Source organism: Nocardioides convexus, from assembly GCF_011090295.1.
This window is the reverse complement of the sequence record NZ_JAAMYA010000001.1, coordinates 48835-70144: the sequence shown is the minus strand read 5'-3', so window position 1 is coordinate 70144 and position 21310 is coordinate 48835. Positions and strand designations below refer to the sequence as shown.

32 protein-coding genes, 1 tRNA gene and 7 pseudogenes are annotated in these 21310 nt (G+C 72.5%); 30 read left to right on the top strand and 10 right to left on the bottom strand.

Annotation, left to right across the window (positions count from 1 at the left end; translation table 11 throughout):
* The first annotated feature begins 85 nt into the window (after window positions 1-85).
* The 9 genes and pseudogenes from G5V59_RS00520 to G5V59_RS35370 all read left to right on the top strand — a co-directional run.
* Window positions 86-493, top strand: a complete 408-nt coding sequence (locus G5V59_RS00520; protein ID WP_278255243.1) for a hypothetical protein — start codon at window positions 86-88, stop codon at window positions 491-493.
* A gap of 170 nt (window positions 494-663) precedes the next feature.
* A complete protein-coding gene (locus G5V59_RS00515) occupies window positions 664-1179 on the top strand; it encodes an acyl-CoA dehydrogenase family protein (protein WP_278255242.1) in 516 nt (171 codons plus the stop codon).
* Window positions 1092-1631, top strand: coding sequence for an acyl-CoA dehydrogenase family protein (locus G5V59_RS00510; RefSeq protein ID WP_278255241.1), 540 nt, complete (start codon window positions 1092-1094; stop codon window positions 1629-1631). The genes G5V59_RS00515 and G5V59_RS00510 overlap by 88 nt, the downstream gene beginning before the upstream one ends.
* A 1-nt stretch (window position 1632) precedes the next feature.
* Window positions 1633-1920: pseudogene (locus G5V59_RS00505) on the top strand (acyl-CoA dehydrogenase family protein); the annotation flags it as partial.
* Between the two features lie 124 nt (window positions 1921-2044).
* Window positions 2045-2407 (top strand): annotated as a pseudogene (locus G5V59_RS35385) (acyl-CoA dehydrogenase); the annotation flags it as partial.
* A 73-nt stretch (window positions 2408-2480) separates the two neighbouring features.
* Window positions 2481-2660 (top strand): annotated as a pseudogene (locus G5V59_RS00495) (acyl-CoA dehydrogenase family protein); the annotation flags it as partial.
* A 313-nt stretch (window positions 2661-2973) separates the two neighbouring features.
* Window positions 2974-3879 (top strand): acyl-CoA dehydrogenase family protein, encoded by a 906-nt coding sequence (locus G5V59_RS35380; RefSeq protein WP_341351108.1) that lies wholly within the window; start codon window positions 2974-2976, stop codon window positions 3877-3879.
* Window positions 3879-4628 (top strand): annotated as a pseudogene (locus tag G5V59_RS35375) (CaiB/BaiF CoA-transferase family protein); the annotation flags it as partial. The gene G5V59_RS35380 and the pseudogene G5V59_RS35375, both read left to right, overlap by 1 nt.
* 118 nt (window positions 4629-4746) lie before the next feature.
* Window positions 4747-4866 (top strand): annotated as a pseudogene (locus G5V59_RS35370) (CoA transferase); the annotation flags it as partial.
* Between the two features lie 257 nt (window positions 4867-5123).
* Here the strand turns inward: G5V59_RS35370 and G5V59_RS00480 are convergent.
* Window positions 5124-5480 (bottom strand): hypothetical protein, encoded by a 357-nt coding sequence (locus tag G5V59_RS00480; protein ID WP_278255240.1) that lies wholly within the window; start codon window positions 5478-5480, stop codon window positions 5124-5126.
* 31 nt (window positions 5481-5511) lie between these two features.
* Here G5V59_RS00480 and G5V59_RS00475 point away from each other — a divergent pair, with 31 nt between their 5' ends.
* Window positions 5512-5766, top strand: a complete 255-nt coding sequence (locus G5V59_RS00475) for a hypothetical protein (protein WP_278255239.1) — start codon at window positions 5512-5514, stop codon at window positions 5764-5766.
* Window positions 5767-5824: 58 nt separating this feature from the next.
* On the opposite strand, the gene G5V59_RS00470 is transcribed toward G5V59_RS00475, so the two are convergent.
* The 8 genes and pseudogenes from G5V59_RS00470 to G5V59_RS00440 form a co-directional block, all read right to left on the bottom strand.
* Window positions 5825-5897 (bottom strand) — tRNA-Val (locus tag G5V59_RS00470).
* A gap of 342 nt (window positions 5898-6239) precedes the next feature.
* Window positions 6240-6731, bottom strand: coding sequence for a peroxiredoxin (locus G5V59_RS00465; RefSeq protein ID WP_278255238.1), 492 nt, complete (start codon window positions 6729-6731; stop codon window positions 6240-6242).
* Entirely contained in the window at window positions 6676-7119 is a 444-nt protein-coding gene (locus tag G5V59_RS35365; RefSeq protein ID WP_341351107.1) for a hypothetical protein, read from the bottom strand. Before G5V59_RS35365 ends, G5V59_RS00465 begins: the two co-directional genes overlap by 56 nt.
* Window positions 7120-7215: 96 nt before the next feature.
* Window positions 7216-7593: pseudogene (locus G5V59_RS35360) on the bottom strand (AMP-binding protein); the annotation flags it as partial.
* 82 nt (window positions 7594-7675) lie between these two features.
* Window positions 7676-7969: pseudogene (locus G5V59_RS00455) on the bottom strand (acyl-CoA synthetase); the annotation flags it as partial.
* Window positions 7966-8376, bottom strand: coding sequence for an AMP-binding protein (locus G5V59_RS00450; protein ID WP_278255237.1), 411 nt, complete (start codon window positions 8374-8376; stop codon window positions 7966-7968). The pseudogene G5V59_RS00455 and the gene G5V59_RS00450, both read right to left, overlap by 4 nt.
* Before the next feature lie 23 nt (window positions 8377-8399).
* Window positions 8400-8777: a DUF3052 domain-containing protein gene (locus tag G5V59_RS00445; RefSeq protein ID WP_278259537.1), complete on the bottom strand. Its 378-nt coding sequence runs from the start codon at window positions 8775-8777 to the stop codon at window positions 8400-8402.
* A 340-nt stretch (window positions 8778-9117) separates the two neighbouring features.
* On the bottom strand, window positions 9118-9261 hold the full coding sequence (locus G5V59_RS00440) for a hypothetical protein (RefSeq protein ID WP_278255236.1): 144 nt from the start codon (window positions 9259-9261) through the stop codon (window positions 9118-9120).
* A 124-nt stretch (window positions 9262-9385) separates the two neighbouring features.
* Here G5V59_RS00440 and G5V59_RS00435 point away from each other — a divergent pair, with 124 nt between their 5' ends.
* A complete protein-coding gene (locus tag G5V59_RS00435; RefSeq protein WP_278255235.1) occupies window positions 9386-9796 on the top strand; it encodes a hypothetical protein in 411 nt (136 codons plus the stop codon).
* Here the strand turns inward: G5V59_RS00435 and G5V59_RS00430 are convergent.
* Window positions 9779-10240: a hypothetical protein gene (locus G5V59_RS00430; RefSeq protein ID WP_278255234.1), complete on the bottom strand. Its 462-nt coding sequence runs from the start codon at window positions 10238-10240 to the stop codon at window positions 9779-9781. The genes G5V59_RS00435 and G5V59_RS00430 overlap by 18 nt on opposite strands.
* Before the next feature lie 157 nt (window positions 10241-10397).
* Between G5V59_RS00430 and G5V59_RS00425 the strand changes: the two genes are divergently transcribed.
* From G5V59_RS00425 to G5V59_RS00335, 19 genes are all read left to right on the top strand, one after another.
* Window positions 10398-11297 carry a hypothetical protein gene (locus G5V59_RS00425; protein ID WP_278255233.1) on the top strand — a complete coding sequence of 300 codons (900 nt, stop codon included), beginning with the start codon at window positions 10398-10400 and terminating at the stop codon, window positions 11295-11297.
* 63 nt (window positions 11298-11360) lie between these two features.
* A complete protein-coding gene (locus tag G5V59_RS00420; protein WP_341351106.1) occupies window positions 11361-12113 on the top strand; it encodes a ParB N-terminal domain-containing protein in 753 nt (250 codons plus the stop codon).
* Between the two features lie 84 nt (window positions 12114-12197).
* Entirely contained in the window at window positions 12198-12737 is a 540-nt protein-coding gene (locus G5V59_RS00415) for a hypothetical protein (RefSeq protein ID WP_278255232.1), read from the top strand.
* Complete coding sequence (locus tag G5V59_RS00410) at window positions 12734-12901, top strand: hypothetical protein (RefSeq protein ID WP_278255231.1); 168 nt, start codon at window positions 12734-12736, stop codon at window positions 12899-12901. Before G5V59_RS00415 ends, G5V59_RS00410 begins: the two co-directional genes overlap by 4 nt.
* Before the next feature lies 1 nt (window position 12902).
* Window positions 12903-13106, top strand: a complete 204-nt coding sequence (locus G5V59_RS00405) for a hypothetical protein (RefSeq protein ID WP_278255230.1) — start codon at window positions 12903-12905, stop codon at window positions 13104-13106.
* Window positions 13107-13212: 106 nt separating this feature from the next.
* The gene (locus tag G5V59_RS00400) at window positions 13213-13524 is read left to right on the top strand and encodes a hypothetical protein (protein ID WP_278255229.1); all 312 of its coding nucleotides are present in this window, start codon (window positions 13213-13215) and stop codon (window positions 13522-13524) included.
* Between the two features lie 178 nt (window positions 13525-13702).
* Window positions 13703-13852 (top strand): hypothetical protein, encoded by a 150-nt coding sequence (locus tag G5V59_RS00395; RefSeq protein ID WP_278255228.1) that lies wholly within the window; start codon window positions 13703-13705, stop codon window positions 13850-13852.
* A gap of 8 nt (window positions 13853-13860) precedes the next feature.
* Window positions 13861-14124, top strand: coding sequence for a hypothetical protein (locus G5V59_RS00390; protein ID WP_278255227.1), 264 nt, complete (start codon window positions 13861-13863; stop codon window positions 14122-14124).
* Window positions 14105-14563: a hypothetical protein gene (locus G5V59_RS00385; RefSeq protein ID WP_278255226.1), complete on the top strand. Its 459-nt coding sequence runs from the start codon at window positions 14105-14107 to the stop codon at window positions 14561-14563. Before G5V59_RS00390 ends, G5V59_RS00385 begins: the two co-directional genes overlap by 20 nt.
* A 10-nt stretch (window positions 14564-14573) precedes the next feature.
* Entirely contained in the window at window positions 14574-15941 is a 1368-nt protein-coding gene (locus G5V59_RS00380; protein ID WP_278255225.1) for a hypothetical protein, read from the top strand.
* Window positions 15938-16159, top strand: a complete 222-nt coding sequence (locus G5V59_RS00375; RefSeq protein WP_278255224.1) for a hypothetical protein — start codon at window positions 15938-15940, stop codon at window positions 16157-16159. Before G5V59_RS00380 ends, G5V59_RS00375 begins: the two co-directional genes overlap by 4 nt.
* The gene (locus tag G5V59_RS00370; RefSeq protein WP_278255223.1) at window positions 16159-16311 is read left to right on the top strand and encodes a hypothetical protein; all 153 of its coding nucleotides are present in this window, start codon (window positions 16159-16161) and stop codon (window positions 16309-16311) included. The genes G5V59_RS00375 and G5V59_RS00370 overlap by 1 nt, the downstream gene beginning before the upstream one ends.
* Window positions 16308-16826, top strand: a complete 519-nt coding sequence (locus G5V59_RS00365) for a hypothetical protein (RefSeq protein ID WP_278255222.1) — start codon at window positions 16308-16310, stop codon at window positions 16824-16826. Before G5V59_RS00370 ends, G5V59_RS00365 begins: the two co-directional genes overlap by 4 nt.
* Before the next feature lie 412 nt (window positions 16827-17238).
* On the top strand, window positions 17239-17943 hold the full coding sequence (locus G5V59_RS00360) for a hypothetical protein (RefSeq protein ID WP_278255221.1): 705 nt from the start codon (window positions 17239-17241) through the stop codon (window positions 17941-17943).
* 40 nt (window positions 17944-17983) lie between these two features.
* Window positions 17984-18517, top strand: coding sequence for a hypothetical protein (locus G5V59_RS00355; protein WP_278255220.1), 534 nt, complete (start codon window positions 17984-17986; stop codon window positions 18515-18517).
* Complete coding sequence (locus tag G5V59_RS00350; protein ID WP_278255219.1) at window positions 18514-19011, top strand: hypothetical protein; 498 nt, start codon at window positions 18514-18516, stop codon at window positions 19009-19011. The genes G5V59_RS00355 and G5V59_RS00350 overlap by 4 nt, the downstream gene beginning before the upstream one ends.
* 4 nt (window positions 19012-19015) lie before the next feature.
* Window positions 19016-19663 (top strand): hypothetical protein, encoded by a 648-nt coding sequence (locus G5V59_RS00345; RefSeq protein WP_278255218.1) that lies wholly within the window; start codon window positions 19016-19018, stop codon window positions 19661-19663.
* Window position 19664: 1 nt separating this feature from the next.
* Window positions 19665-20018: a hypothetical protein gene (locus tag G5V59_RS00340; RefSeq protein ID WP_278255217.1), complete on the top strand. Its 354-nt coding sequence runs from the start codon at window positions 19665-19667 to the stop codon at window positions 20016-20018.
* A gap of 762 nt (window positions 20019-20780) precedes the next feature.
* Window positions 20781-21209 (top strand): HNH endonuclease, encoded by a 429-nt coding sequence (locus tag G5V59_RS00335; protein WP_278255216.1) that lies wholly within the window; start codon window positions 20781-20783, stop codon window positions 21207-21209.
* The last annotated feature ends 101 nt before the right edge of the window (window positions 21210-21310 follow it).

Here is a 21310-nt window from a genome sequence, read left to right as displayed (position 1 = left end):
GCCGACGAGCCTGGAGCGCTACGGCGTCCGGGTCAACGCGATCGCGCCGATCGCGCGCACCCGGCTGACGCTGGCCACGCCCGGGATGGGCGCGATCTTCGCCGCGGAGGTGCCCGAGGGCGAGTTCGACGCCTTCGCCCCCGCCAACATCTCCCCGGTGGTGGCCCGGCTCGCCGCGGCCGACTGCAAAGCTCACCGGCAAGGTGTACGCCGTCCAGGGCGGCGCCATCCAGGAGCTCGCCGGCTGGCACGACGTGTCCGCCATCGAGTCCGACGGTCCGTGGGACGTCGCCGACCTCGCCAACCGGCTCGGCTGAGGCGCCGCCGTGCACGCATGGTCGGAGATGGACGAGGCCATCCGCGAGGGTGTCCGCGACTGGATCGCGAAGAACCTCGAGCCCGTCCGGGACGAGATCGAGTCGGGCGAGCGCGCCCCGTACGACCTGGCCCGGCAGTTCTTCGCGGACTTCGGTGCCACCGACATGGCCCGTGACGCCGTACGCCGGCTGCTCGCCGCCGAGCGCCGCAAGGCGGAGGCGCGGGCCGCGGGCGAGCCGCGTCCGGAGCGCAAGGAGCGCTCGGACGAGCCGAACCCGATGCTCGACATGCTCAGCATGGGCGCGGTCGTCGGGGCGGAGTCTCGCCGGCGTCTCGCTCGGCACGATGGTCTCGCTCGGCGTCTCCATCGGCCTGGGCGCGGCGACCATCCTGCAGAAGGGCACGCTGGAGCAGAAGGAGCGCTACGTCGAGAGGATCGCCACGCTCGAGCACATCGCCGCGTGGTCGATCACCGAGCCCGACTCGGGCTCCGACGCCTTCGGCGGGATGAAGACGACCGTGCGCCGCGACGGCGACGAGTTCGTCCTGACCGGGTCGAAGACCTTCGCGACCAACGGCCCCGACGCGGACGTCGCCGTCGTCTACGCCAAGGCTCGACGAGGGCGACGGCACGCCGATCCGCGACCGGCAGGTGCTCGCCTTCATCCTCGAGAAGGGCGATGCGGGCTTCACCCAGGGCAAGCCGTTCAAGAAGATGGGCCTGATGTCCTCGCGGACCGGCGAGTCTGTTCTTCGACGACGTCCGGCTCGGCATGGACCGGCTGCTCGGGGGCGAGCGCGCCCTCGACCGGAGCGACCGCGCCAACGACGGCCGCGAGAGCGCCCGCGGTGGCTTCGTGATGGAGCGGGTCGCCTGCGCCATCGGCTCGCTCGGCATCATCGAGGAGTGCCACCGCCGCTGCGTCGCCTACGCGAAGCAGCGTGAGCCTGTGGGGCAAGCCGATCAGCGAGTTCCAGCTGATCCAGCTGGAAGTTCGGCGAAGATGGAGGTCGCGCGGCTGAACGTGCAGAACATGGTCTTCGTCGCGCTCGACGCGATCAAGGCCGGGCGGCTGCCCACCCTCGCCCAGGCCTCCGCGATGAAGGCTCTACTCGACCGAGGCGGCCACGGACGTCGCGATGGAGGCGGTCCAGGCTCTTCGGCGGCAACGGCTACATGGCCGAGTACCGCGTCGAGCAGGCTCGCCCGCGACGCCAAGTCGCTGATGATCTACGCCGGCAGCAACGAGATCCAGGTGACCCACGTCGCCAAGGGTCTGCTCGCCGCCCGACCCTCGACCCAGGGAGCCTGAGATGGCACGCCAGTCCTACGAGCTCGGCCTCGGCCTGACCGAGGAGCACGGCGACCTCGCCGACGCGGTCGCCGACCTCGCCGAGAGCCTGATCACCACCGACGTCGTACGCCGCGACATCGACGGCGCCGGCGACGAGCGGCAGCCGACCTTCTGGAAGGCGCTGGTCGACTACGACCTGCTCGGCCTCCACGTCGAGGAGCGGCACGGCGGCGCCGGCGGCGGCCTGCTCGACCTGGCCGTCGCGCTGGAGGCCCTGGGCCGGCACGTGGTCCCCGGACCGTACGTGCCCACCGTCCTGGCCTCCGCGCTGCTGCGCGCCGACGGCGGCTCGCAGGCCGACGAGCCTGCTCCCCCGCCTCGTCGCCGGGACCACCACCGCGGCCGTCGCACTGACGGCCTCCGGCGTCCCGGTGCTCGCGGACGGCACGGGCGGCCTGAGCGTCAGCGGCTCCTGGGAGGGCGTGCTCGGCGGCCACCACGCCGACGTCCTGCTGCTCCCGGTGGAGCGGTCCGGGGAGGCGCGCTGGGTCGTCGTGACGCCGGACAGCGTGCGGATCGACGCCCAGGACGGCGTGGACGTCGTCCGCCGATCGGCGCGGGTCACGGCGGAGGGGCTGGTCCTCGAGGAGGGCCAGGTCCTCGCAGGGCTGGACGCCGAGCGCATCCGCTCGATCGCCGCGGTCGTCCTCGGCGCCGAGGCGACCGGCATCATCTCGTGGGCCGTCGCCGCGGCCGCGGAGTACGCCAAGATCCGGGTCCAGTTCGGCCGACCGATCGGCCAGTTCCAGGGCATCAAGCACAAGTGCGCCCGGATGGGCGTCGATCTGGAGTCCGGCACGCGCGGCCGTGTGGGACGCGGCAGCCGCTCTCGACAAGGACGACGACAGCGCCGACTTCGCCGGCAGCGTGGCCGCCGCACTGGTGCCCGACCTGGCGGTCGAGGTCACCCAGCAGTGCATCCAGGCCCACGGGGGCATCGGCTTCACCTGGGAGCACGACGCCCACCTCTACTACCGCCGCGCGCTCGCGATCCGCGGCGTCCTCGGGTCGCGCGAGGAGCGGGTCCTGCGCGTCGCGGACGCGGCCCTCGCCGGCGCCGGACGCGCCCTGGGTCTGGAGTCCCGGCCGAGGCCGCGACGATCCGGGCGACGGTGCGGGCCGAGCCTGGAGACGATCGCGGCGATCGAGGACGAGGACGAGCAGGCTGGCGGCCCTCGGCGACGGCGGCTGGGTCCTGCCGTACTTCCCGAAGCCCTACGGCCGGGCGGCCGGTCCGCTCGAGCAGATCGTCATCGCCCAGGAGCTCAAGACGGCGGGGATCCAGGTTCCCAGCCTGCTGATGGGCATCTGGGCGCTGGCCTCGATCGTGGGCCACGGCTCCGAGGAGGCTCCAGGAGGAGCCTCGCCCTGCCGACCCTGCGCGGCGACATCATGTGGTGCCAGGCTGTTCTCGGAGCCGGGCGCCGGCTCCGACCTGGCCTCCCTGCAGACCAGGGCGACGAGGGTCGACGGCGGCTGGCGGATCAACGGGCAGAAGATCTGGACCTCGATGGCCCAGTTCTCCGACTGGGGCATCCTGATCGCCCGCACGAACCCCACCGCTCCCAAGCACGAGGGCATCACCTACTTCCTGCTCGACATGAGCACCGAGGGCGTCGACGTCCGGCCGCTGCGCGAGATGACCGGATCGGCGCTGTTCAACGAGGTCTTCTTCGACGACGTCTTCATCCCCGACGAGTACGTCGTCGGCGAGGTCGACCACGGCTGGCAGGTCACCCGCACGGCGCTGGCCAGCGAGCGGGTCGCGCTGAGCCAGAAGATGGAGGCCTACGCCAACGACCGCGACCTGCTCCGCTTCGCCGGGAGCCACGACCTGTCACCGCTCGCGCGCTTCCGTCTCGGCGAGTTTGCTCGCCGAGAGCCAGGCGATCGACGTCCTGGGCGCGCGCGTCGTGCTCAAGCAGCCTGCGCGGCACCGACACCTCGACCACGTCGAGTGCGGGCAAAGCTGCTCGCGATGGGCATCAGCCAGAAGATCGCGGAGTTCATCGTCGCCGGACCGGCATCGCCGGCTCCGTCGCGGTGCCCGGCGAGCGCAGCGACCACGCGATCGAGCAGACTCCTCGCCGGCCGCGCCACCACGATCTACGGCGGCACCACCGAGGTGCAGACCAACGTGATCGGCGAGCGGATGCTGGGACTGCCGCGCGACGCCGAGCCCCGGCTGACCGAGCAGGGCGCCTGATGCCGGGCCCGCTCGAAGGTCTCAAGGTCGTCCAGGTCGCGAGCCTGGCCCCGGCCCCGTTCGGCTGCATGGTGCTGGCCGACCTCGGCGCGGAGGTGATCCGGGTGGAGCGCTCGGGCGGCGGTGACGCGCTTGCCGTGCCGTCCGGCTACCTGGACCGAGGCCAGCGCTCCATCGCCGTCGACCTCAAGTCCCCCGAGGGCGCCGAGGTGCTGCTCGCGCTGGTCGAGGACGCCGACGTCCTCGTCGAGGGCTTCCGGCCCGGCGTCATGGAGCGCCTCGGCGTCGGGCCCGACGAGTGCCTGCGCCGCAACCCGGGGCTGGTCTACGCCCGGCTGACCGGCTACGGACAGGACGGTCCGATGGCCGCGGCCGCGGGCCACGACATCAACTACATCGCGATGTCCGGTGCGCTGGAGCCGGTCGGCCGCGCCGGCGAGCGGCCCTATGCCCCGCTCAACACGGTCGCGGACTTCGCCGGCGGCGGCTTCCTGCTCGTCATCGGCGTGCTGGCGGCACTGCAGGAGCGGCAACGGTCGCAGGAGGGCCAGGTCGTGGACGTGTCGATGGTCGACGGCTCCGCCCTGCTCACCACCTTCCTGCACGGCATGGAGAGCGCCGGGCTGTGGACCCACGAGCGCGGCACCAACTTCTTCGACGGCGGCGCCGCGTTCTACGACACCTACGCCTGCGCCGACGCCCGGTACGTCGCCGTCGGGGCCGTCGAGCCGCAGTTCTACGCGCTGCTGCTGGACCGGCTCGGCCTCGCCGACGCCGACCTGCCGCACCCCTTCGACACCGACCGGGCCGAGGAGCCTGCGTGCCGTGCTCGCGGAGCGCTTCCGGGCGCGGACCCGGGCGGAGTGGATGGAGGTCTTCGCCGACGTCGACGCCTGCGTGACGCCGGTGCTCTCGCCGTGGGAGGCGCACGAGCACCCGCACCACCTCGCGCGTCGTACCTTCGTGGAGGTCGCGGGCCGGGTCCAGCCCGCCCCGGCCCCTCGGTTCAGCCGGACTCCCGCCGACGTGCCCTCGCCCGCTCCGGACAAGGCTCGGCGCCGACACCGACGACCTGCTCGCCGGGATCGGCCGCGACGCCGCCGCCGTCGCCGACCTGCGGGCCCGCGGCATCGTCGGGTGAGCCGCACGACGACGTCCTGGTCCTCGGCCCGGGCTCCGGTGGGCGCTGAGTCTGCCCACGTCGGCTCAGCACGTCGGCTCAGCACGTTGCCTCGGCACGTTGCTCAGTACGTCGTCACCAGGCCCAGCCCGGCAAGGAAGGACTCCATCTCGGTGGCGTGCTCGGCGTACTCGCCACCGCCGCAGACGGCAACCGCCGCGAGCGCGAAGTCGCCGCCGCGGTAGCCGTAGCCCTGGCCCTCGATGTCGCCGGTCGCCGTGAAGTGCACCGTGGCGACCTTCGACCGCACCTGCAGGCCGCTGTCGTTGACGTCGTTGTCGAGCATCCGGCTCCCGACCGGGTCCACCGCGGGCGTGCCCCCGCCCACGCTCGCGGCCCGCTTCGCGTAGTCCGTCGCCACCTGGTCGGAGTCCGGCGTCGGCCCTGTCCCCAGCCCGGACGGCTGGTCGAGGGTGACCACGCACCGGGAGTCGCCGACACGCCACTGACGGGTGCCGTTCTCGGTGCTGGTCTGCTTCCACTCCTCGGGCACGTCCGGCGCCGACCAGGCTCAGGTCGGTCGGCGGGACGCCGGCGACGACCTTGGCCTCGAGGTCCGCGTCACCCGCGCTGCCGGACGTCGTGACCTCGGTCGACGCGGTGGGCTCGGAGGACGAGGACGAGGACGGGTCGGCCTGCGGATCGTCGTCCGCGTCGCAGGCACTCATCGTGATCAGGACACCGATCACGACCACCCCCAGAAGTGATCTGACCATGGGAGGGTCCTGCCCCGCGTCGGCGTGGCCAAACGACCGGGGGCAACGGTGGGCGCAGAGGGGATCGAACCCCCGACCACTTCGTTGTAAGCGAAGGGCTCTACCGCTGAGTCTATACGCCCCAGAATCGGCCTCACCCTACCGAAACCCCGCCGGGCGACCGCAATCTCGCCACCCTCGCAAGCACCCGGGTGCTCCCAGGTCGTGCCGCCCGGCCGGTGGCAGGACCGACGAAGGACGACCGCGAGCGCGGACCGCGGCGAGAGCCGCCCGCCGGCGGCTTGCTGCCCGCTCATGCAGGCGAAGCCGTGCTCGCGCCGGGCAAAAAGGCTGAACCGCCGGCGTCTCGGGTCACCAGCGGTTCAACAAGAAGAACTCTAGCGGCCACCTCCGCGCCATCCAACACTCCGGCGGAAATTGGTTGAAAAATGATCCAAATGGACTAGGGGGATAGCCGGAGAGGACTACGCGTCCCCGGCGCGCCGCAGCGCGGCGAGCAGGTCGTCGAGGCTGCGGGCGGCCGGCTTGGGGTGGTGGACGGACCAGACGAGGCGCCCGTCCTTCCCCACGACGTACGACGAGCGCTCGGGACAGCCGGAGCGCTCGTCGAACACGCCGTAGTCCCGGGCGACCTGGCCGTGCGGCCAGAAGTCGCTGAGCAGGGCGAAGTTGAGGCCGTCGGAGTCGCTGAACGCGCGCAGTGCGTAGACCGGGTCGCAGGACAGCGCGAGCACCTCGGTGTCGAAGGTGAGGAACTCGTCGAGGCGGGCCCGGATGCCGCCCATCTCGCCGGTGCACACCCCGCTGAACGCATAGGGGTAGAAGACCAGGGCCACCGCCTTGAGCCCCCGGTACGACGACAGCGTGACGTCCTGGCCGAACTGGTCGCGCAGGGTGAAGTCAGGGGCAAGGTCGCCGAGCTCGATGCCGGTCGCCGTGGAGGCGGAACCGGCCACGTCGGGCCTCACGCGTCCGGCTCGAAGGTGGCGAGTCTCGCGCTTGAGCACCTTGCCGGTGGCGTTGCGGGGCAGGCTCGTCGAGGAAGACGATCTCGCGGGGCACCTTGTAACGGGCCAGGTTGGCCTTGACGAGGTCCTTGAGCCCGGCGTCGGTGACCTGCTCACCGTCGGGCACGCGGACCACGAAGGCGCGCAGGCGCTTGCCGAAGTCGTCGTCCTCGACCCCGATCGCGGCGACCTCGGCGACACCCGGGTGGGTGGCGAGGCAGTCCTCGACCTCCTTGGGGAAGACGTTCTCACCGCCGGAGACGATCATCTCGTCGTCGCGGCCCTCGACGTAGAGCCGGCCCTCGGCGTCGAAGCGGCCGACGTCGCCGGACGACATCAGCCCGTCGATCATCTCCTTGCCGCCCCCGCCGGTGTAGCCCTCGATCTGCAGGGAGTTGCCGACGAAGATCCGCCCCGACTTCCCCGTCGGCGGCTCGCGGCCGTCGGCGTCGAGGATCTTCACGACCGTCTGGTGCGGCAGACGGCCGGCGCAGCCCGGGGCCTCGCGCAGGTCGGCCGGGTCGGCGATCGAGGCCCAGGCGACCTCGGTCGAGCCGTAGATGGAGTAGAGGTTGTCGCCGAAGCGGTCCATCCACCGCACCGGTACGTCGCCGGGCAGCGCCGAGCCGGAGGAGGCGACCGCCTTGAGGTGCGGCAGCGGGTACTTGTCGAGCGTCTCCGCGGGCAGCGCGAGGATCCGCTGGAGCATGACCGGGATCACCGCGAACGAGTCGCACTCGTGCTCGTGCAGCAGGCGCAGCGCGTCCTCGGGGTCGAACCTGCGGGTCAGCACGAGCGTGGTGCCGAGCATCATCGAGAGCCTGGTAGTGCGCGAAGCCCCAGGTGTGGAACAGCGGGGCCGCGACGTGGCAGGTCCAGCCGCTCTTCAGCGGCATCCGGGACAGCAGCGAGATCGCGGCGGGCAGGCCGCCCTGCGGACGGGGCGCGCCCTTCGGCGTACCGGTGGTGCCGGAGGTCAGGATGATCGTGCGGCCCTTGCTCCCCGAGGGCGCCAGGTCGCCGGTGCGCCCGGCCTTCGTCGAGGCGGCGATGATCCCCTCGATGCTGTCGGCACCGGGCTCGCCGTCGGTCCAGCCGAGCACCCGGTCCTCGATCTCGGCAGCGGCGAGCAGGCCGGTGAACTCCTCGTCGTGGACGACGACGCGCGGCTCCTCGCGCGCGATCACCTCGGCCAGCCTGCGGGCCGGCGAAGGCGGTGTTGAGGTAGAGGACGTCGGCACCGAGCCTTGCTGATCGCGACGGAGGCCTCGATGAATCCGCGGTGGTTGCGGCACATGACGGCAACGCCGTCACCGGGCTTCACACCGCGTGCGGCCAGGCCGTGGGCGAGGGCGTTGGTGCGCTCCTGCGACTCGGCGAAGGTGAGCGAGCCGCGCTCGTCGATGATCGCGGTCTGGTCCGGCATCCGCAGCGCGATGGTCTTGAAGCCACCCGCCGGGGTCGTGCTCCACTGCCGCAGGGCGTTCGCCATCCCACCCAGCACCAGCGGTGAGTAGGGCCGGACGATGCCCGACTCGGTCAGGATCTTCAGACTCGTCCCGGCGTCCTTGACCCGGCTCGCGATCTTGCCCATGGCCCCTATCCAACCCGATCCGGTCAGGCGATCGTCTTGGGTGCCACCAGGCGAGTCGCCGCCCAGTCCTTGCTCACCGTCGCGGCGGTGGTCTGGGCCAGGCCAGCGATCGGCGCCGCCTCGGCGATGTCGGCCGCGTCCACCGCGCCCGGGCGGCCGATCTTGGGGGTGAGCAGCCAGATCACGCCGCCGCCGACGAGGTCGGTCAGCGCGTCGACGAGCCCGTCGACCAGGTCGCCGTCGTCGGCGCGCCACCACAGCAGGACGGCGTCCACCACGTTGCCGTAGTCACCGTCGACGAGGTCGCCGTCGACGGCGTCCTCGATGGCGACGCGCAGGTCGTCGTCGGTGTCGTTGTCCCAGCCGAGTTCCTGGACCACCAGCCCTGCTTTGAGACCCATCCGCTCGGCGGGTCCGGTGGGGGTGGTGCCGCCAGGGGCGGTCGAAGTCACGGTGCTTCCTCCAGGGTTCTCGGGTACGACGAAGCCCCCGCATCGCGCGGGCTGGCCCCTAGTCCAGCGGAGTCGGGGTGCGGGGCGCAACCCTCGGCACCGACTCGAGCGGCGCCGGAGCCCGCGGTGGACCACTCTGCGGGCTACTGCTGGGTAGATCCGCCGCCCGCCGCCGACACTGCGGCGCGCTCCTCACTGAGGCCGAGCAGGTACGCGATCGACACGTCGAGCGCCGCCGACAGCGCCGGCGAACTCGTCGACGTTGACCGGCTTGACGCCGGACTCGCGGTCAGAGAGCCCCGACCGGGAGATGCCGCAGCGGAGGGCGAGACTCGGTCTGGCTCATGCGGAGCTCGGCGCGGCGCCCGCGGATGCGCTGCGCGGCCACCGTGCTCAGGCGAGGCAGCGCGGCCTCGTCGGTGAAAGTAGTCATGGCGACACGCTACCGGATTATCCGGCACCCGGGGAGCCATGACGACACCCGGCCGAATCGCGCGACACGCCGGGCGGTCGCCTAATTCCGAGGAGTGCGGGATTTTTCCGCAATGCTCCGGGCCATGGAACAGACGACGCGGCGCGAGGAGATCGCCGCCAACGTGCGAGCCGCGAAGGCGCGCCGGCGTGTCACCGACGCGCAGATCGGCGAGGTGGTCGGCGTACCTCGGTCCGGGATCAACGACCGGATGAACGGCAACGCGCGCTGGCACATCGAGGGAGCTCGAGGCGGTCGCGCCCTTCCTGGGAACGACGCTCGAGGAGCTCCTGGCCCGCCCCGAGCAGGAGGCGTCGGCGTGAGGTGGCCAGCGCGCCGAGCGCTGCTACAGCAGGAGCAGCAGCACCGCCACGAACACCACGATGCCGATCACCACCGGGAAGATCACCCCGAAGAGGGCGAGCCTTGTACCCACAGCCGAGCCGACGTTCGAACCGAGCCTGGTCGTCGATGTTGGTCATGGCGCGCAGCCTAGGACGCGGGGACCGGTCTTCGACGTCTTCCCGCCGGCGTACGCACCTCGCGCCTGCACCGGCTGCGGCTGCACCGACCGCGCGGCGTGCGTCACCGACGCGGGCCCCTGCAGCCTGGATCTCCGAGGACCGCTGCTCAGCCTGCGGCCCGGTCCTGCTGACCACGGCCGACCTCGACCAGCGCGACTCCCCGATCGCGAAGGCTCTGGCGCTACCTCGCCCCGGTCGCGGAGCGCCACGCGCGCGCCCTCGACGAGCAGGCGCGCCAGGCGATCGCCAACGCGGGCGGCTCGGCGGCACCTTCCCCGGTCGCCGAGCCACCCCGCCGCTCCACGCTCGGCGAGCACCTCGCCGAGGTCCTCGACCAGCAGACCGTCCCCTGCGGCGCGACCAGCCCCACGGTCCGCGGCCGCTGCGGACGCGACCGAGGGCACCGCGGCGACCACCGCTCCACCGGCGACACCTTCGCCGCCTACTGGCCCCGCTGCTCAAGCGACGCGCAGCCGACCCCGGTCGCCGTGTCCAGGTGCTCGATCACACACAGCGGCCCGCCCTGCGTCGGGCGCTGCAAGCACGCCGGCGACCCGCCCCACTGACCCCGCCATGTCGGGGACCGGGTGCGGCGCCTCCGACTTCCCCGCGGTCCGCAACAGCCGCGGAACGGCGCCGCACCCACAACCACACACCCACGAGAAGGAGCACAGCCCCGTGCCCAACCACGTCATCAGCAGCACCGAGTCCCAGCACCACACGAGCACCGCGCACGTCGGCCAGGTCGCCGTCGCCGGCCGCGACGACAGCGGCGCGATCACCCTCCGCCTCACGCCGGACGCCGCGGAGGCGCTCGCCGGCGTCCTAGCCCGGTACGACGCCGTCCACAGCATGTTCTCCCCCGACTACCAGGCAGCGCAGTACGACGGGGACCTCTGGATCCACGTCGGGGTGGACCTGCTCGCACAGAAGGCGCTGCAGCCTGCACTCCGCGGGCCTGTCCGCCGGGCCGACCGAGTCGGCCGTCGAGACGGTCCTGGTGCCGCACATCGACCTCCCGCGCCCCGCGAGCGGCTACCTCCCGCCCCGGCACCGCTCCCGGGTCGTCGAGACCGGCCCGGTCGTGGCCCGGGCATGATGATGGCCACCGACACCCGGCCGCCGGCGACGCAGCGGGTCGACGAGGGCCGCGCCGCCGCGGCCGCGGGCCAGGCGCAGGTCGAGCAGCACGCCGACCCGCGCGTGATGCTCACGATCGACGCCGCGATCGAGCGCGCGATCGCCTCCGGCCGGCGGTTCTCCGCGAACTCGATCCGGGACCAGTTCCCGGTCTCCGACGAGCACCTCATCGGCGCCCGCGTCGCGTCCTTCGCGAAGCGCCGGGTCGACGGCCACCCGCTCATGGTCCGGGTCGCCTACGAGCCCTCGACCCTCAAGTCCACGAAGGGCCACGACATCAAGGTCTGGCTCGGCTGGGACGCCTACCAGGCGCTCAGCAACCCCAACTCCTAGCCCCAGGAACGGACAGCAGCATGCCCACGAAGAGCACCGCCCCGAGCAGCAACATCACCCAGGCTGGCCAAGGCCCGCGCCGCCAAGAAGGCCCCGACCAAGAAGGCCCCGGCCAAGCCGCCGGCGAAGGCGCCGACCACCGCCAAGAGACAGCCGACGCCGGCGGAGATCCCGGCCGAGACTGCGGCCGCGCAGCAGTCGCAGTACGACCCCGCCTTCCCGCTCGACGACATCATCCCGCACCCGCGGAACCCTCGGCACAACGCGATCGCCGACGACGAGTCGATGGGCTCCATCAAGGAGCAGGGCCTCCTCCACGACCTGCTCGTCGCCCCACACCCCGACCAGCCCGGCAAGGCGTACCTCGTCGACGGGCACCGCCGGTACGACGCCCTGACCCGCCTCGGCTTCTCGCTCGCGCCGGTGAAGTGGCGCCTCGACCTCGTCGACGAGGGCGACCAGGTCGCCGCGATGCTCGGCACCACCCGCCGCGAGGACCTCACCCCGCTCGAGGAGGCCGAGGGCTTCGACCTGCTGACCGAGCTCGGCTGGACGGCCGAGCAGATCAGCGACAAGACGGGCCGGTCGACCAGCACGGTCAACGCCCGCCGCAAAGCCACCAGGCTCAAGGACCGCGCGAAGGCTCGCCGTCGACGCCGGCGGCCTCACGATCGACGACGCCCTGCGGGTCGCCAGCCCGCCCGCCGCCGAGCAGTCCCGCCTCGACGGCTTCGTCGGCGGCCACGACTTCCGCCTCGAGCTCGGCCGCACCGAGGAGCGGCTGCGGCTGACCAAGGAGGTCGACGCCGAGGCTAAGACGCTCCGCGACCGTGGCGTCCCCGAGCCGAGCAGCCCCGCGACGCCAACTACGAGCACTCCCTGACCTACACCCAGCACAGCATGGTCCGGCTCTCGACCACCGGAAAGCCGAACGCGAGCGACCACGACGGGTGCCTCGCCTTCGTCCGCGCTCGACCGCTCCCCCGCCCCGCCATCTGGTACGTCTGCACCGACCCCGCCAAGCACGACGCCGGTCTGAGCGCCGAGCAGGCCGCCCGCGCCAAGGCCAAGGCCGAGGAGGAGGCCGCACAGGCTCAGGCACGCCAGGCCGAGCGCCAGGAGGCCGAGAAGCGCGCCGAGTCGGCCCGTGTCGCCAGCCTGCTGCGCTCCGACACCGCGCTCTCCGCGGTCAAGCCCAAGCCCGCGCTCGACCCGACCCTTGAGCGCCTGTTCCGCGCCACCCTGCCCGCCCTGATCTACAGCATCAGCGAGTACGTCGACCCGGCACACTTCTTCGAGTCTCGCCGGCATCAGCGAGGAGAAACAGCGCGGCCCGGCCGGGACCGAGGCATGGGTCCAGGACCTCCACAACCTCTCGAGCGCCGCAGTGACCAAGGCTGCTCGCCTCGCTCCTCGTCGCCCAGGCCGAGGATTGCGTGAGCCGCGCGCACGACGACGCCCGGATCGGCGCCGAGCCCGACACGCTCGACCGCCGCGTCCTCGACGAGTACTTCGCGCTGCTCGCCGACGCCGGCCACGAGCTCAACAGCGCCGACAACGACCTCCTCGCGACGGTGCGCACCGCGGGCGACGAGGAGGCCTGAGATGGCGCTCACGATCGAACAGGCGAACGCGGTCAACACGCTGGTCCGCGAGGTCCTCGGTGAGCGCCGAGCCGAGGTCTCCTCGGCCGACGTCGCGAAGGCGGCCGCGCTCCTCGCCGACCACGCCCACAAGCGGCTCGGCGCCGGCGTCCACTCCTCGACCGTCTACGCCTCACCGTGGGCCGCCCGGGAGGGAGTCCGATGACCCCATACGCCTACTTCATGATCTACGTCGCCCTGGTGTGCGTCGCCGGCTTCGGCCAGGTCGCCATCGACGCGATCGCAGCCCGCCGCGGAAAGCGAGGCCAGCGATGAACGGCAGCAACCTGCACGCCGCCTGGATCGGCGAGACCGTCCGCCCAGCATCAATTCCTGCCGACGACATCGTGCTCGCGACCACCATCCTGCTCACCGAGAGCCAGGTCATCGACTTCCTCCTCGCTGACCCCGAGGACGGCCGCGCCGACGACATGCGCGTTGGCGCCTGGCGCCGCGCGTACGAGATCAAGTACGCCAAGGGCCCGGCCGTCGAGGCCGTCACCCCGCCCGCCTTCCTGCGCTACGCGCCCGACTCCGGCGGCAGTGTCGTCAAGGGCCAGGTCGAAGGCGGTGGGGACCAGTGATCACCCCTGAGGACCTCAAGGACCCGAAGGTCGCCGAGTCTGCTGCTCACGATCTACTGCAACGGCTGGTCGTCCGGCTTCGCCACCGCGCACCTGCAGGCAGCCGAACGGCACGGCGACCCGAGCGACCTGGCCGCCCAGGTCGCCCACGCAGCCTGAGCACCGGGCCCACGCGCAGATGCTCCGCCTCGTCCAGGACCCGGTCGCGACCGAGATCACGATGGACGTCATCCGCCACCTGGTGGCCGGGCCTGACTCGGAGGTGCCCACGACGCGGGGCGTCTTCGAGATCCACACCAGCACCTCGCCGATCCGGGACGAGCCGTGACGGCGCCCGTGAGCTCTGGCCTCTTCGGCAGCACGGTCTACGCCGAGGTGGCCGCCGAGCGGGAGCGCGCGCACGCTCTCCACGGGCGCAACAGCATGGAGTCGGCGCCCGTCACGTCGTACCACCGCTACACGATCCTGGCCGAGGAGGTCGGGGAGATCGCGAAGGAGTTCAACGAGGCGCAGGCCCGGGGCGGGCAGCACACCCTCGACCTCGAGCAGACTGCGGACCGAGTGCGTCCAGGTCGCCGCGATGGCCAGCGCGTGGGCTGACCGGCTCGCCTACGAGCCTGCAGCGCCGCAAGGGAGCGGGCCGATGACCGAGACGATGAACACCGACCTCTGCAGGGCGCTGCAGACCCTAGTTTCCGACTGGCAGGCCAACGGCAACAGCCGCCCGCTCGGAGACCCCGCAGCGGACGTCTGGCAGGCCGCGGCCGCCCAGGCTCCTCGACGTGATCGGTCAACACGCCCCACCGCCCACCGACCCGGGCGCCGTCGAGGCTCGAGCGGGCCGCGGAGCCTGGTCATCCTCACGCAGTTCGGATCCGCCGGCCTGGTGGCCCGCAAAGCTCGGCATCCTGCCCAACCGCGCGGCCGAGCCTGCTCGACGACCTCGAGGGCGCCGGCATCGTCGGCCCGAGCCAGGGCTCCCGGGCCCGCACCGTCCTGGTGCTGCCCGACAACCTCGACGACGCGATCGCCACCCTGAGGAGCCGGCCATGAGCGACGACGGCCCCAAGGTCCTCGACTGGCGTGCGCTCGTCGACGAGCCCGAGATCCACGACTGCGGGTGCGAGCGCTGCCCCGACAACGGCCGGCCCGACGCGGTCGAGTGGTTCCCGCTCGTGCGGACGACGGTCGACCTCACCCCGCGCGTCAGCGACCGCTGGCTCCTCATCAACGCCCGCCACGCACCGATCCCCGACCAGTACGAGGGCGAGATCTACGACTGCGCACCGCTGCACCCGCCGTACCTGCGGCTCCCCGTCCTCGACGCCCCCGCGACCGGCCACCGGTTCGAGCCCAGGACCCTCAAGGCGCTCGAGCCTGACCGGCTGGCGCCTCCGGCTCCTCGACTACACGACATGGGAGGCCGGGCTCCGGCAGCGCCGCCGGTACGTCGCCGTGGTCACCGCCGATGGCGAACACATCGGCTGGACGGTGACCCGGTACGACGGCGACAGCACCGGCCCGACCTACAAGGAGCCACGGTGAGCACCGGCGCGCCGCCGCCGGACCTCAAGGCCGGCGAGCCTGCTCGCCCGGCTCCGTCGCCACTACATCAAGCCCGGGTCCGCGCTCGCCGGCGGCGTCTTCGTACCCGAGTGCGGGATCAACGGCCCGGGCCGGCAGCGGCGCGCGGACGCGCTCTACATCGGCTTCACGTCGACGAGCGGACGCCAGGCTCGTCGGGCACGAGATCAAGGTCTCGCGGGCGGACTGGCGCAAGGGAGCCGACACCGCCGGCAAGGCCGACTTTTGGGCCGATAAGCTGCCACGCCTGGTTCATCGTGGCCCCGGGCCCGCACGTCGTACCCGCCGAGGAGATGCCCCACGGCTGGGGCCTGATGTACCCCGACCCTCGGACCACGACGCGGATGAAGGTCGCCGTGCGACCCGAGATCCACGCCGACCGCCAGCCCTCGTGGAAGGCCGTGCGCTCGATCATGGCTCGCCTCGACACCCTCCACGTCCAGCGCCAGGCGAGCCTCCGAGCGCGACGCCCTCGACAAGGCCCGCGCGAAGGCCGACGAGGAGCGCGAGGCGAACGCCCGCGCCAGCGGACGCCGGGCGCTCTCGACCGAGGACCAGCGGCGCCTCCACGCACTCGACGTGCTCGAGCAGGCTGCTCGGCAAGAAGGCTCGCGCCCTACGTCCTGGACACGGACCGGATCGAGAAGATCCCCGCCGACGAGCTCGCGGCCGCCCTGCGCCTGGTGCTCAGCGTCAAGCGGCTGGACGTGCTCCACGGCGACGCCTACGGCGCCGACAGGCTCCGCAAGCAGGCCCTGGCGATGCTCGCCGGCCTGGACGAGTTCACCGAGGCACGCACCGTGCTCGCCAAGCTCGCGGAGGTGCACCAGTGAGCCGCCGCCGCCCCCGGTCGACCGCCGGCGAGATCACCGAGATGAGCCGCGCGGCGGGCGTCGAGCTCACCCCGTGGCAGCAGGCGTACCTCGAGCGCGTCTACCCGCCGCGCGAGCCCCGCCGGCGGCCCCGGTGGCGGCTCGTGACGGCCTTCCCGCGCAAGCGAGGCCGACTCCCCCACGGCTTCGACCCCCACGACACCCCAGGAGGACTGTGATGCCCACCCCGGGCGCTCTCGACCAGCACCGACAGCGCCAGCCCAGGTCGCAACCGCGGCCCCTCGTGACGATCGCCGCGGTGCTGCTCGCGATCGCCTACCTCTTGGTCCTCGGCTTCGCCGTCTACACGCTGCTCGGAGCAGGACGATGAGCGGCCACCTGATCGGCTGCGCCGGCGACCTCAAGAGCATCCCCGGCCTCGTCGATGACGACGGCCGGCCCGTGCCGATCCCGAAGAGCCACAAGTCGGCGCTGCTCGCCTTCGCCGACTCCGCCGACAACATCACCCACATCGGGTTCGCCGGCTACGCCGGCGTCCAGAAGTGGGCCGTGTGCTCACGAGGGCGGGCCGCCGAGTCGATCCGCGACCTCGTCGAGTGGCGGCTCCTCAAGCCGCACAAGCGCGGGTACCGCGGTCAGCGCGCCGAGTACGTCGTGTTCCCCGATGGGTGCTGCGACCTGCACCGCAAGCCCGTCGACGAGCCCGGGGCGCCCGACGTCGAACAGACTCGCCGCAGCCGCCGGCGTCAGCGTCGACCGGGCCCGGATGATGCTCTCCGCGATGGCCGGTGGCACCCCAGCGACGCCCGTCGTACCAGAGGCCGATCCACGCGGCCTTCCACAGGAGAAAGGGTCCGGCGCCCCGGACGCAGTGAGCGGGACTGAGTCCGACGCGCCGGACCCTATTTCGCCCGTCGTACAGCGCTCCCCCGCTGAGCCTGTGGATAACCCAGGAATGGGTCCAGAAAGGGTCCACGGCTCAGGCGTAAACGCGGACGCCTTCACTCCTTCAAACCAAAACCCCCCAACCCCCGCAAGCGGGGGCGCCGGCTGCGCACGCCACCCCGACCCGGCCAAGCCCGGCGCGAACTGCCGCGGCTGCGGTACGACGAACCGGCAGGCTCGCCGCACGCCGGCGCGCCGACCAGGCCGCCGCGCGCCGGGCCGCTGAGCAGGCCGCGATCGCCGCCGAGCGGGCCAAGCCCCGCGGCCGGAAGCCCGGCACCGACGGAGCCCGCGCGGCCGCCCGCGCCGGCATCGCCGCAGCACGCACGACCGCCACGACAGGAGCCACCCGATGAGCCGCTACGCCGAGAGCACCAGCGTCACCTCCGACGCATCCCGCGCCGAGATCGAGCGCACCCTGGCCCGGTACGGCGCGCAGTCGTTCATGTACGGCTGGGACCAGGACAAGGCCATCGTCGGCTTCATCGCGGCCGGCCGCCAGGTGCGTTTCTACCTGCCGATGCCGGACCGCCAGGCGCGGGAGTTCACCCACACGGCCGAGCGCGGCCTGCAGCGCACGACGGCGGCAGCGGAGAAGGCCTACGAGCAGGCGGTCCGCCAGCGTTGGCGGGCGCTGTCCCTGGTCATCAAGGCGAAGCTCGAGGCCGTCGAGGCCGACATCGTCAGCCTTCGACGAGGAGTTCGGGATGCACTTCATGCTCCCCAACGGACAGACCGTCGGCCAGTGGGTCACCCCGCAGATCGAGCAGGCGTACGCCGGCGGCACCATGCCGGCGCTCCTGCCCGGCGGCGGCGCCTGATGGCCACCGAAAGCGGCGCCGGCAACGCACGGCACCAGGCCGCCCTCGCGACCACCGCTGAGCGCGTCGACGAGCTCCGCGTCGACGTCCACGCCGTGCTCGCCGAGCCTGCGCAAGTTGCTCGCCCAGGCTCGACGACCTCGCCGGCACCCGGCAGTCGATGGGGCTCGGCTTCCAGACCCCACAGTCGCGCGCGGCCCGGGCGAAGCAGGACGCCGCAGACCGGACCGCGATGAGGAGCGCGATCCCGCCGCGCGGGGCCTCGCTCGGGCACGCATGGATGAACACCCCCGCCGGCGCCGTACCCGGCGTACACGAGGCACCGGTCACGATGCCCGCGGTCTCGGTCAGCGCCGAAGTCCTCTTCGCGCTGCAGCACCACATCCGCCGGCTCGGCCGGGCGGTCATGCCCGCCCTCATGGCCGAGGACCTCGTCGAGCACGGCGAGTGGCTGGCAGCGAAGGCCGCGTGGGAGGCCTACGAGGGCGCCCGCCGCGACCGGATCCGCAGCGAGGACCGGCGCGGGCTGTGCGACTGGCCGTCCACCCGGATGCCGGCGAAGATCCCGCCACCCGAGCCTGCAGGGCGCCACCCGCTCGTGCGCAACCCGATCACCACGGACGCGCCCGCGGCCGAGTCTCACCCAGCATCTCGAGCGCCCGGTCGACGCCTACCCCGAGCGGCCCGGCCTCGAGGCACTGCTCCGCGACCTCGAGCACCTCGAGCGCCGGGCGCGCGACGTCGTACACGGCCCCGCACGCACGAACCACCCCAGCCCCTGCCCGTGGTGCGGCCGCAACACCCTCGTGATCCACCACCGGGCCAAGGGGCGCGACACCGCCTTCATCCGGTGCGAGGGCACGCACCCGTGCGAGTGCCGCGACCAGTGGTGCGCCTGCCACCTCCACCCGGTCCGACACCGCCACGAGTGGGCCAACAGCGGCCGCGCGTCCAAGAACTGGCAGACCCTCGCCCGAGAGCAGGACCACCGAAAGGACCAAGAGTTGCTCGAGACCAAGGCGCTCGACGCCGTCGCCCGTGCCCTGACGCTGCACGCCGAGACCACCGTCTACCCGTGGGCCGACGACTGCCCGACCCCCGCCGAGCATGCCCCCGCCTTCCAGGAGCCGATCGGTCCGGACGGCGACCCGGTGATGAATGTCGGGCTGATCTGCACGAAGTGCATTCCCATCTCGACGGTGTGCGTCCATTGTCGTGACGACGCCGGTGACTACCACCCGTACCCCTGCCCCACAGCGCAGGCGCTCGACCTCGAGCAGACCACAACCCCCACCCAGGAGTGAACCGATGATGCATGCCCGAAACCTCACCATCGCCGCCGCCGTGCTCGTCCTCGCCGGCGGATCGGTCATCGCCGCGAACGCCGACACCGACAGCACCAGCGGCCTCGAGGAGACCACCAGCCTCTACGCCTTCGCGGTCCAGCCCGACGGCTGCACCCCCGGCTACGTCCACATCAACTCCGCTCGCGGCGCTGCCTGGTCGATCGGTGGCCAGCCCGTCGACGTCACCGGCCCCTCCTCCCGGTTCGCCTTCCCCGCGGGCCTGCAGGACGACGTCACCGCCACCGCCCTCGACGGGTACCGCATCGCACGCAACGTCCGCAGCACCTTCTACCTCACCGTCAACGCCCTCCCGGCGAGCCTGCACCACGCCCCCCGCAGAGGACGCCACCACCGCACCAACCGGCCCGCAGGAGGCGCCGACCAACACGCCGACCTCCACGCCCAGCGACAGCGCCAGGCTCGAGCGAGAGCGGCACCCCGACCGCGGCCGGGTCGCCCGAGGCCCAGTCGCCGGCCAGCGAAGCGCCCGCCCTCGAGACCGCACCGGCCCCGAGCGCGTGCGTGGTCGACCAGTGACCGCCGTCGGCGACGCGCGCAAGCGCCACCAGGACGCGGCCGGGCACCCCGCACCCGAGCCCACCCCCCATGAGGTGCAGGTCGGAGTCGCGCCGGATCCCGCCGGCCGACTCGGAGTACTCCTGCAGGCTCCCGAACGGCTGGATCGTCACCGCGCCGGCCGGTGCGCGCGCGATCGCCGACGCCCTCGTCGAGGCCGCCGACACCGCCGACGCGCTGCTGAACATCGACCAGAGAAGCGCATCCCTCAGCGCAGCCCTGGCCACGCCGCCCGCGTCTGGATGAGCGCCACCGCACGACGATCGACCGCCCGGCGTGATGACGACCGGGCGGTCATCGTTGCGGCGCTCGAGGAGGCCGGCGGCCCGCTCCGCTTCGACGAGTTTGCTCGCGGCCGTCGTCGGACACAACCGCGGCACCAACCGTGACGAGGCCTACCTCATCACCGACATCCGAGCCCTGCAGCGAGCGGGCACGATCGTCGGCACGTGGGAGGAGGTCTGGACCTACGCCTACCGGCTGGCCACGCCCGAGGACCTGGACGCCGAGGACGACCGCCGGGAGGTCGAACGTCTCCGAGCCTGCCTGGATCCCCGCCGAACTGATCGACGACCGGGGATGATTGCTGCGATGAGGGAACAGACTCTACACCACCGAGCAGGCCGCGGCCGCGCTCGAGGTACCGGCCAGAGTGATCAGGCAGTGGCGGTACGCCGGCCGAGCGATGCCGGCCGGCATGCTGCGGGGCGAAGGCCGCGGCGGCCTGCAGGCGCTCTACACGTTGGGCGAGTCTCGAGCCGCTCGCCGAGAGGTACCACCAGCACCAGCGCCACAAACACACCGCCCGCCACTGACGAGCGAAGGGCCACCCGCCTCCCAGCACGGGACGGGTGGCCCCTCTCGGTCCCTGGCTCATCGCGACCGGCCACCACCCTGCACCACGCCACCGACACCGCCTCACAGCCCCGCTCCCGGCCAATGGCGCGGGCCCGCGCCAGGCGGGCCGACGGCGTGTCGTTTGGCCGCGAGCGGGCCCGCGATGTACAAACGTGCCAGCGGTACACCTGTACCCGCAGCAAGGCCCGAGCGCATCGCAGAGCGCCCGGGCCTTCGTCGTTCTCCGGCCCGGGTTCAGGGTGGGGCTGCCTTCGAGCCCGGGCCGGCGCCACCACCTCGAGGGGGCGAGCCCGATGCCCACCACCTCGGGACGCACGACCTCGTCGACGAGCACCAGGTCCGCGAGCACCGCGGCCACGACCAAGGCGCCGGCGCGCCGGCCGACGAGCACGCGGCCGACGGGCGGAAGCCAGCCGGGCGACCCGCGCAAGACGCGGCAGTGGGTCAAGCTGCGCGACCAGGTCGTGGCCGAGGAGCCGGAGTGCCGGCTCCGCCTGCCGGGCTGCACGATCACCAGCACCACGGCCGACCACATCCAGCCCTTCAAGACGCACCCCCAGCTGGCGCTGGTCAGGTCCAACCTGCGCGGCGCCTGCGAGACGTGCAACAAGAAGCGCGGCACCAAGGCCGACGAGCAAGCTGCCGATCGACCGCGCCAAGCGCCCGCGCGCGCTCGACATCTTCGTCCCGCTGCAGAACCTCTGACTCCCGCGAAAAACTGAGGGGTAGGGGGGTGCAGACACCTGGGGGAAGGCGCCGTTTTATCCCCCCGAGGCGCGAAATTTCCCCCCCGACTGCAGAAATTCCGGCTTACCCCGGGCCC

Bases quoted from the DNA above. Each gene is read 5' to 3' on its own strand.
- G5V59_RS00520 (WP_278255243.1), top strand. From the start codon at position 86: ATGGGCGCGATCTTCGCCGCGGAGGTGCCCGAGGGCGAGTTCGACGCC.
- G5V59_RS00515 (WP_278255242.1), top strand. From the start codon at position 664: ATGGTCTCGCTCGGCGTCTCCATCGGCCTGGGCGCGGCGACCATCCTG.
- G5V59_RS00510 (WP_278255241.1), top strand. From the start codon at position 1,092: ATGGACCGGCTGCTCGGGGGCGAGCGCGCCCTCGACCGGAGCGACCGC.
- G5V59_RS35380 (WP_341351108.1), top strand. From the start codon at position 2,974: ATGGGCATCTGGGCGCTGGCCTCGATCGTGGGCCACGGCTCCGAGGAG.
- G5V59_RS35365 (WP_341351107.1), bottom strand. From the start codon at position 7,119: ATGTCGTCCGGCGACGTCGGCCGCTTCGACGCCGAGGGCCGGCTCTAC.
- G5V59_RS00450 (WP_278255237.1), bottom strand. From the start codon at position 8,376: ATGGGCAAGATCGCGAGCCGGGTCAAGGACGCCGGGACGAGTCTGAAG.
- G5V59_RS00445 (WP_278259537.1), bottom strand. From the start codon at position 8,777: ATGGGTCTCAAAGCAGGGCTGGTGGTCCAGGAACTCGGCTGGGACAAC.
- G5V59_RS00440 (WP_278255236.1), bottom strand. From the start codon at position 9,261: ATGACTACTTTCACCGACGAGGCCGCGCTGCCTCGCCTGAGCACGGTG.
- G5V59_RS00435 (WP_278255235.1), top strand. From the start codon at position 9,386: ATGGAACAGACGACGCGGCGCGAGGAGATCGCCGCCAACGTGCGAGCC.
- G5V59_RS00425 (WP_278255233.1), top strand. From the start codon at position 10,398: ATGTCGGGGACCGGGTGCGGCGCCTCCGACTTCCCCGCGGTCCGCAAC.
- G5V59_RS00415 (WP_278255232.1), top strand. From the start codon at position 12,198: ATGGTCCGGCTCTCGACCACCGGAAAGCCGAACGCGAGCGACCACGAC.
- G5V59_RS00405 (WP_278255230.1), top strand. From the start codon at position 12,903: ATGGCGCTCACGATCGAACAGGCGAACGCGGTCAACACGCTGGTCCGC.
- G5V59_RS00400 (WP_278255229.1), top strand. From the start codon at position 13,213: ATGAACGGCAGCAACCTGCACGCCGCCTGGATCGGCGAGACCGTCCGC.
- G5V59_RS00395 (WP_278255228.1), top strand. From the start codon at position 13,703: ATGCTCCGCCTCGTCCAGGACCCGGTCGCGACCGAGATCACGATGGAC.
- G5V59_RS00385 (WP_278255226.1), top strand. From the start codon at position 14,105: ATGGCCAGCGCGTGGGCTGACCGGCTCGCCTACGAGCCTGCAGCGCCG.
- G5V59_RS00380 (WP_278255225.1), top strand. From the start codon at position 14,574: ATGAGCGACGACGGCCCCAAGGTCCTCGACTGGCGTGCGCTCGTCGAC.
- G5V59_RS00370 (WP_278255223.1), top strand. From the start codon at position 16,159: ATGCCCACCCCGGGCGCTCTCGACCAGCACCGACAGCGCCAGCCCAGG.
- G5V59_RS00365 (WP_278255222.1), top strand. From the start codon at position 16,308: ATGAGCGGCCACCTGATCGGCTGCGCCGGCGACCTCAAGAGCATCCCC.
- G5V59_RS00360 (WP_278255221.1), top strand. From the start codon at position 17,239: ATGAGCCGCTACGCCGAGAGCACCAGCGTCACCTCCGACGCATCCCGC.
- G5V59_RS00355 (WP_278255220.1), top strand. From the start codon at position 17,984: ATGGATGAACACCCCCGCCGGCGCCGTACCCGGCGTACACGAGGCACC.
- G5V59_RS00345 (WP_278255218.1), top strand. From the start codon at position 19,016: ATGATGCATGCCCGAAACCTCACCATCGCCGCCGCCGTGCTCGTCCTC.
- G5V59_RS00335 (WP_278255216.1), top strand. From the start codon at position 20,781: ATGCCCACCACCTCGGGACGCACGACCTCGTCGACGAGCACCAGGTCC.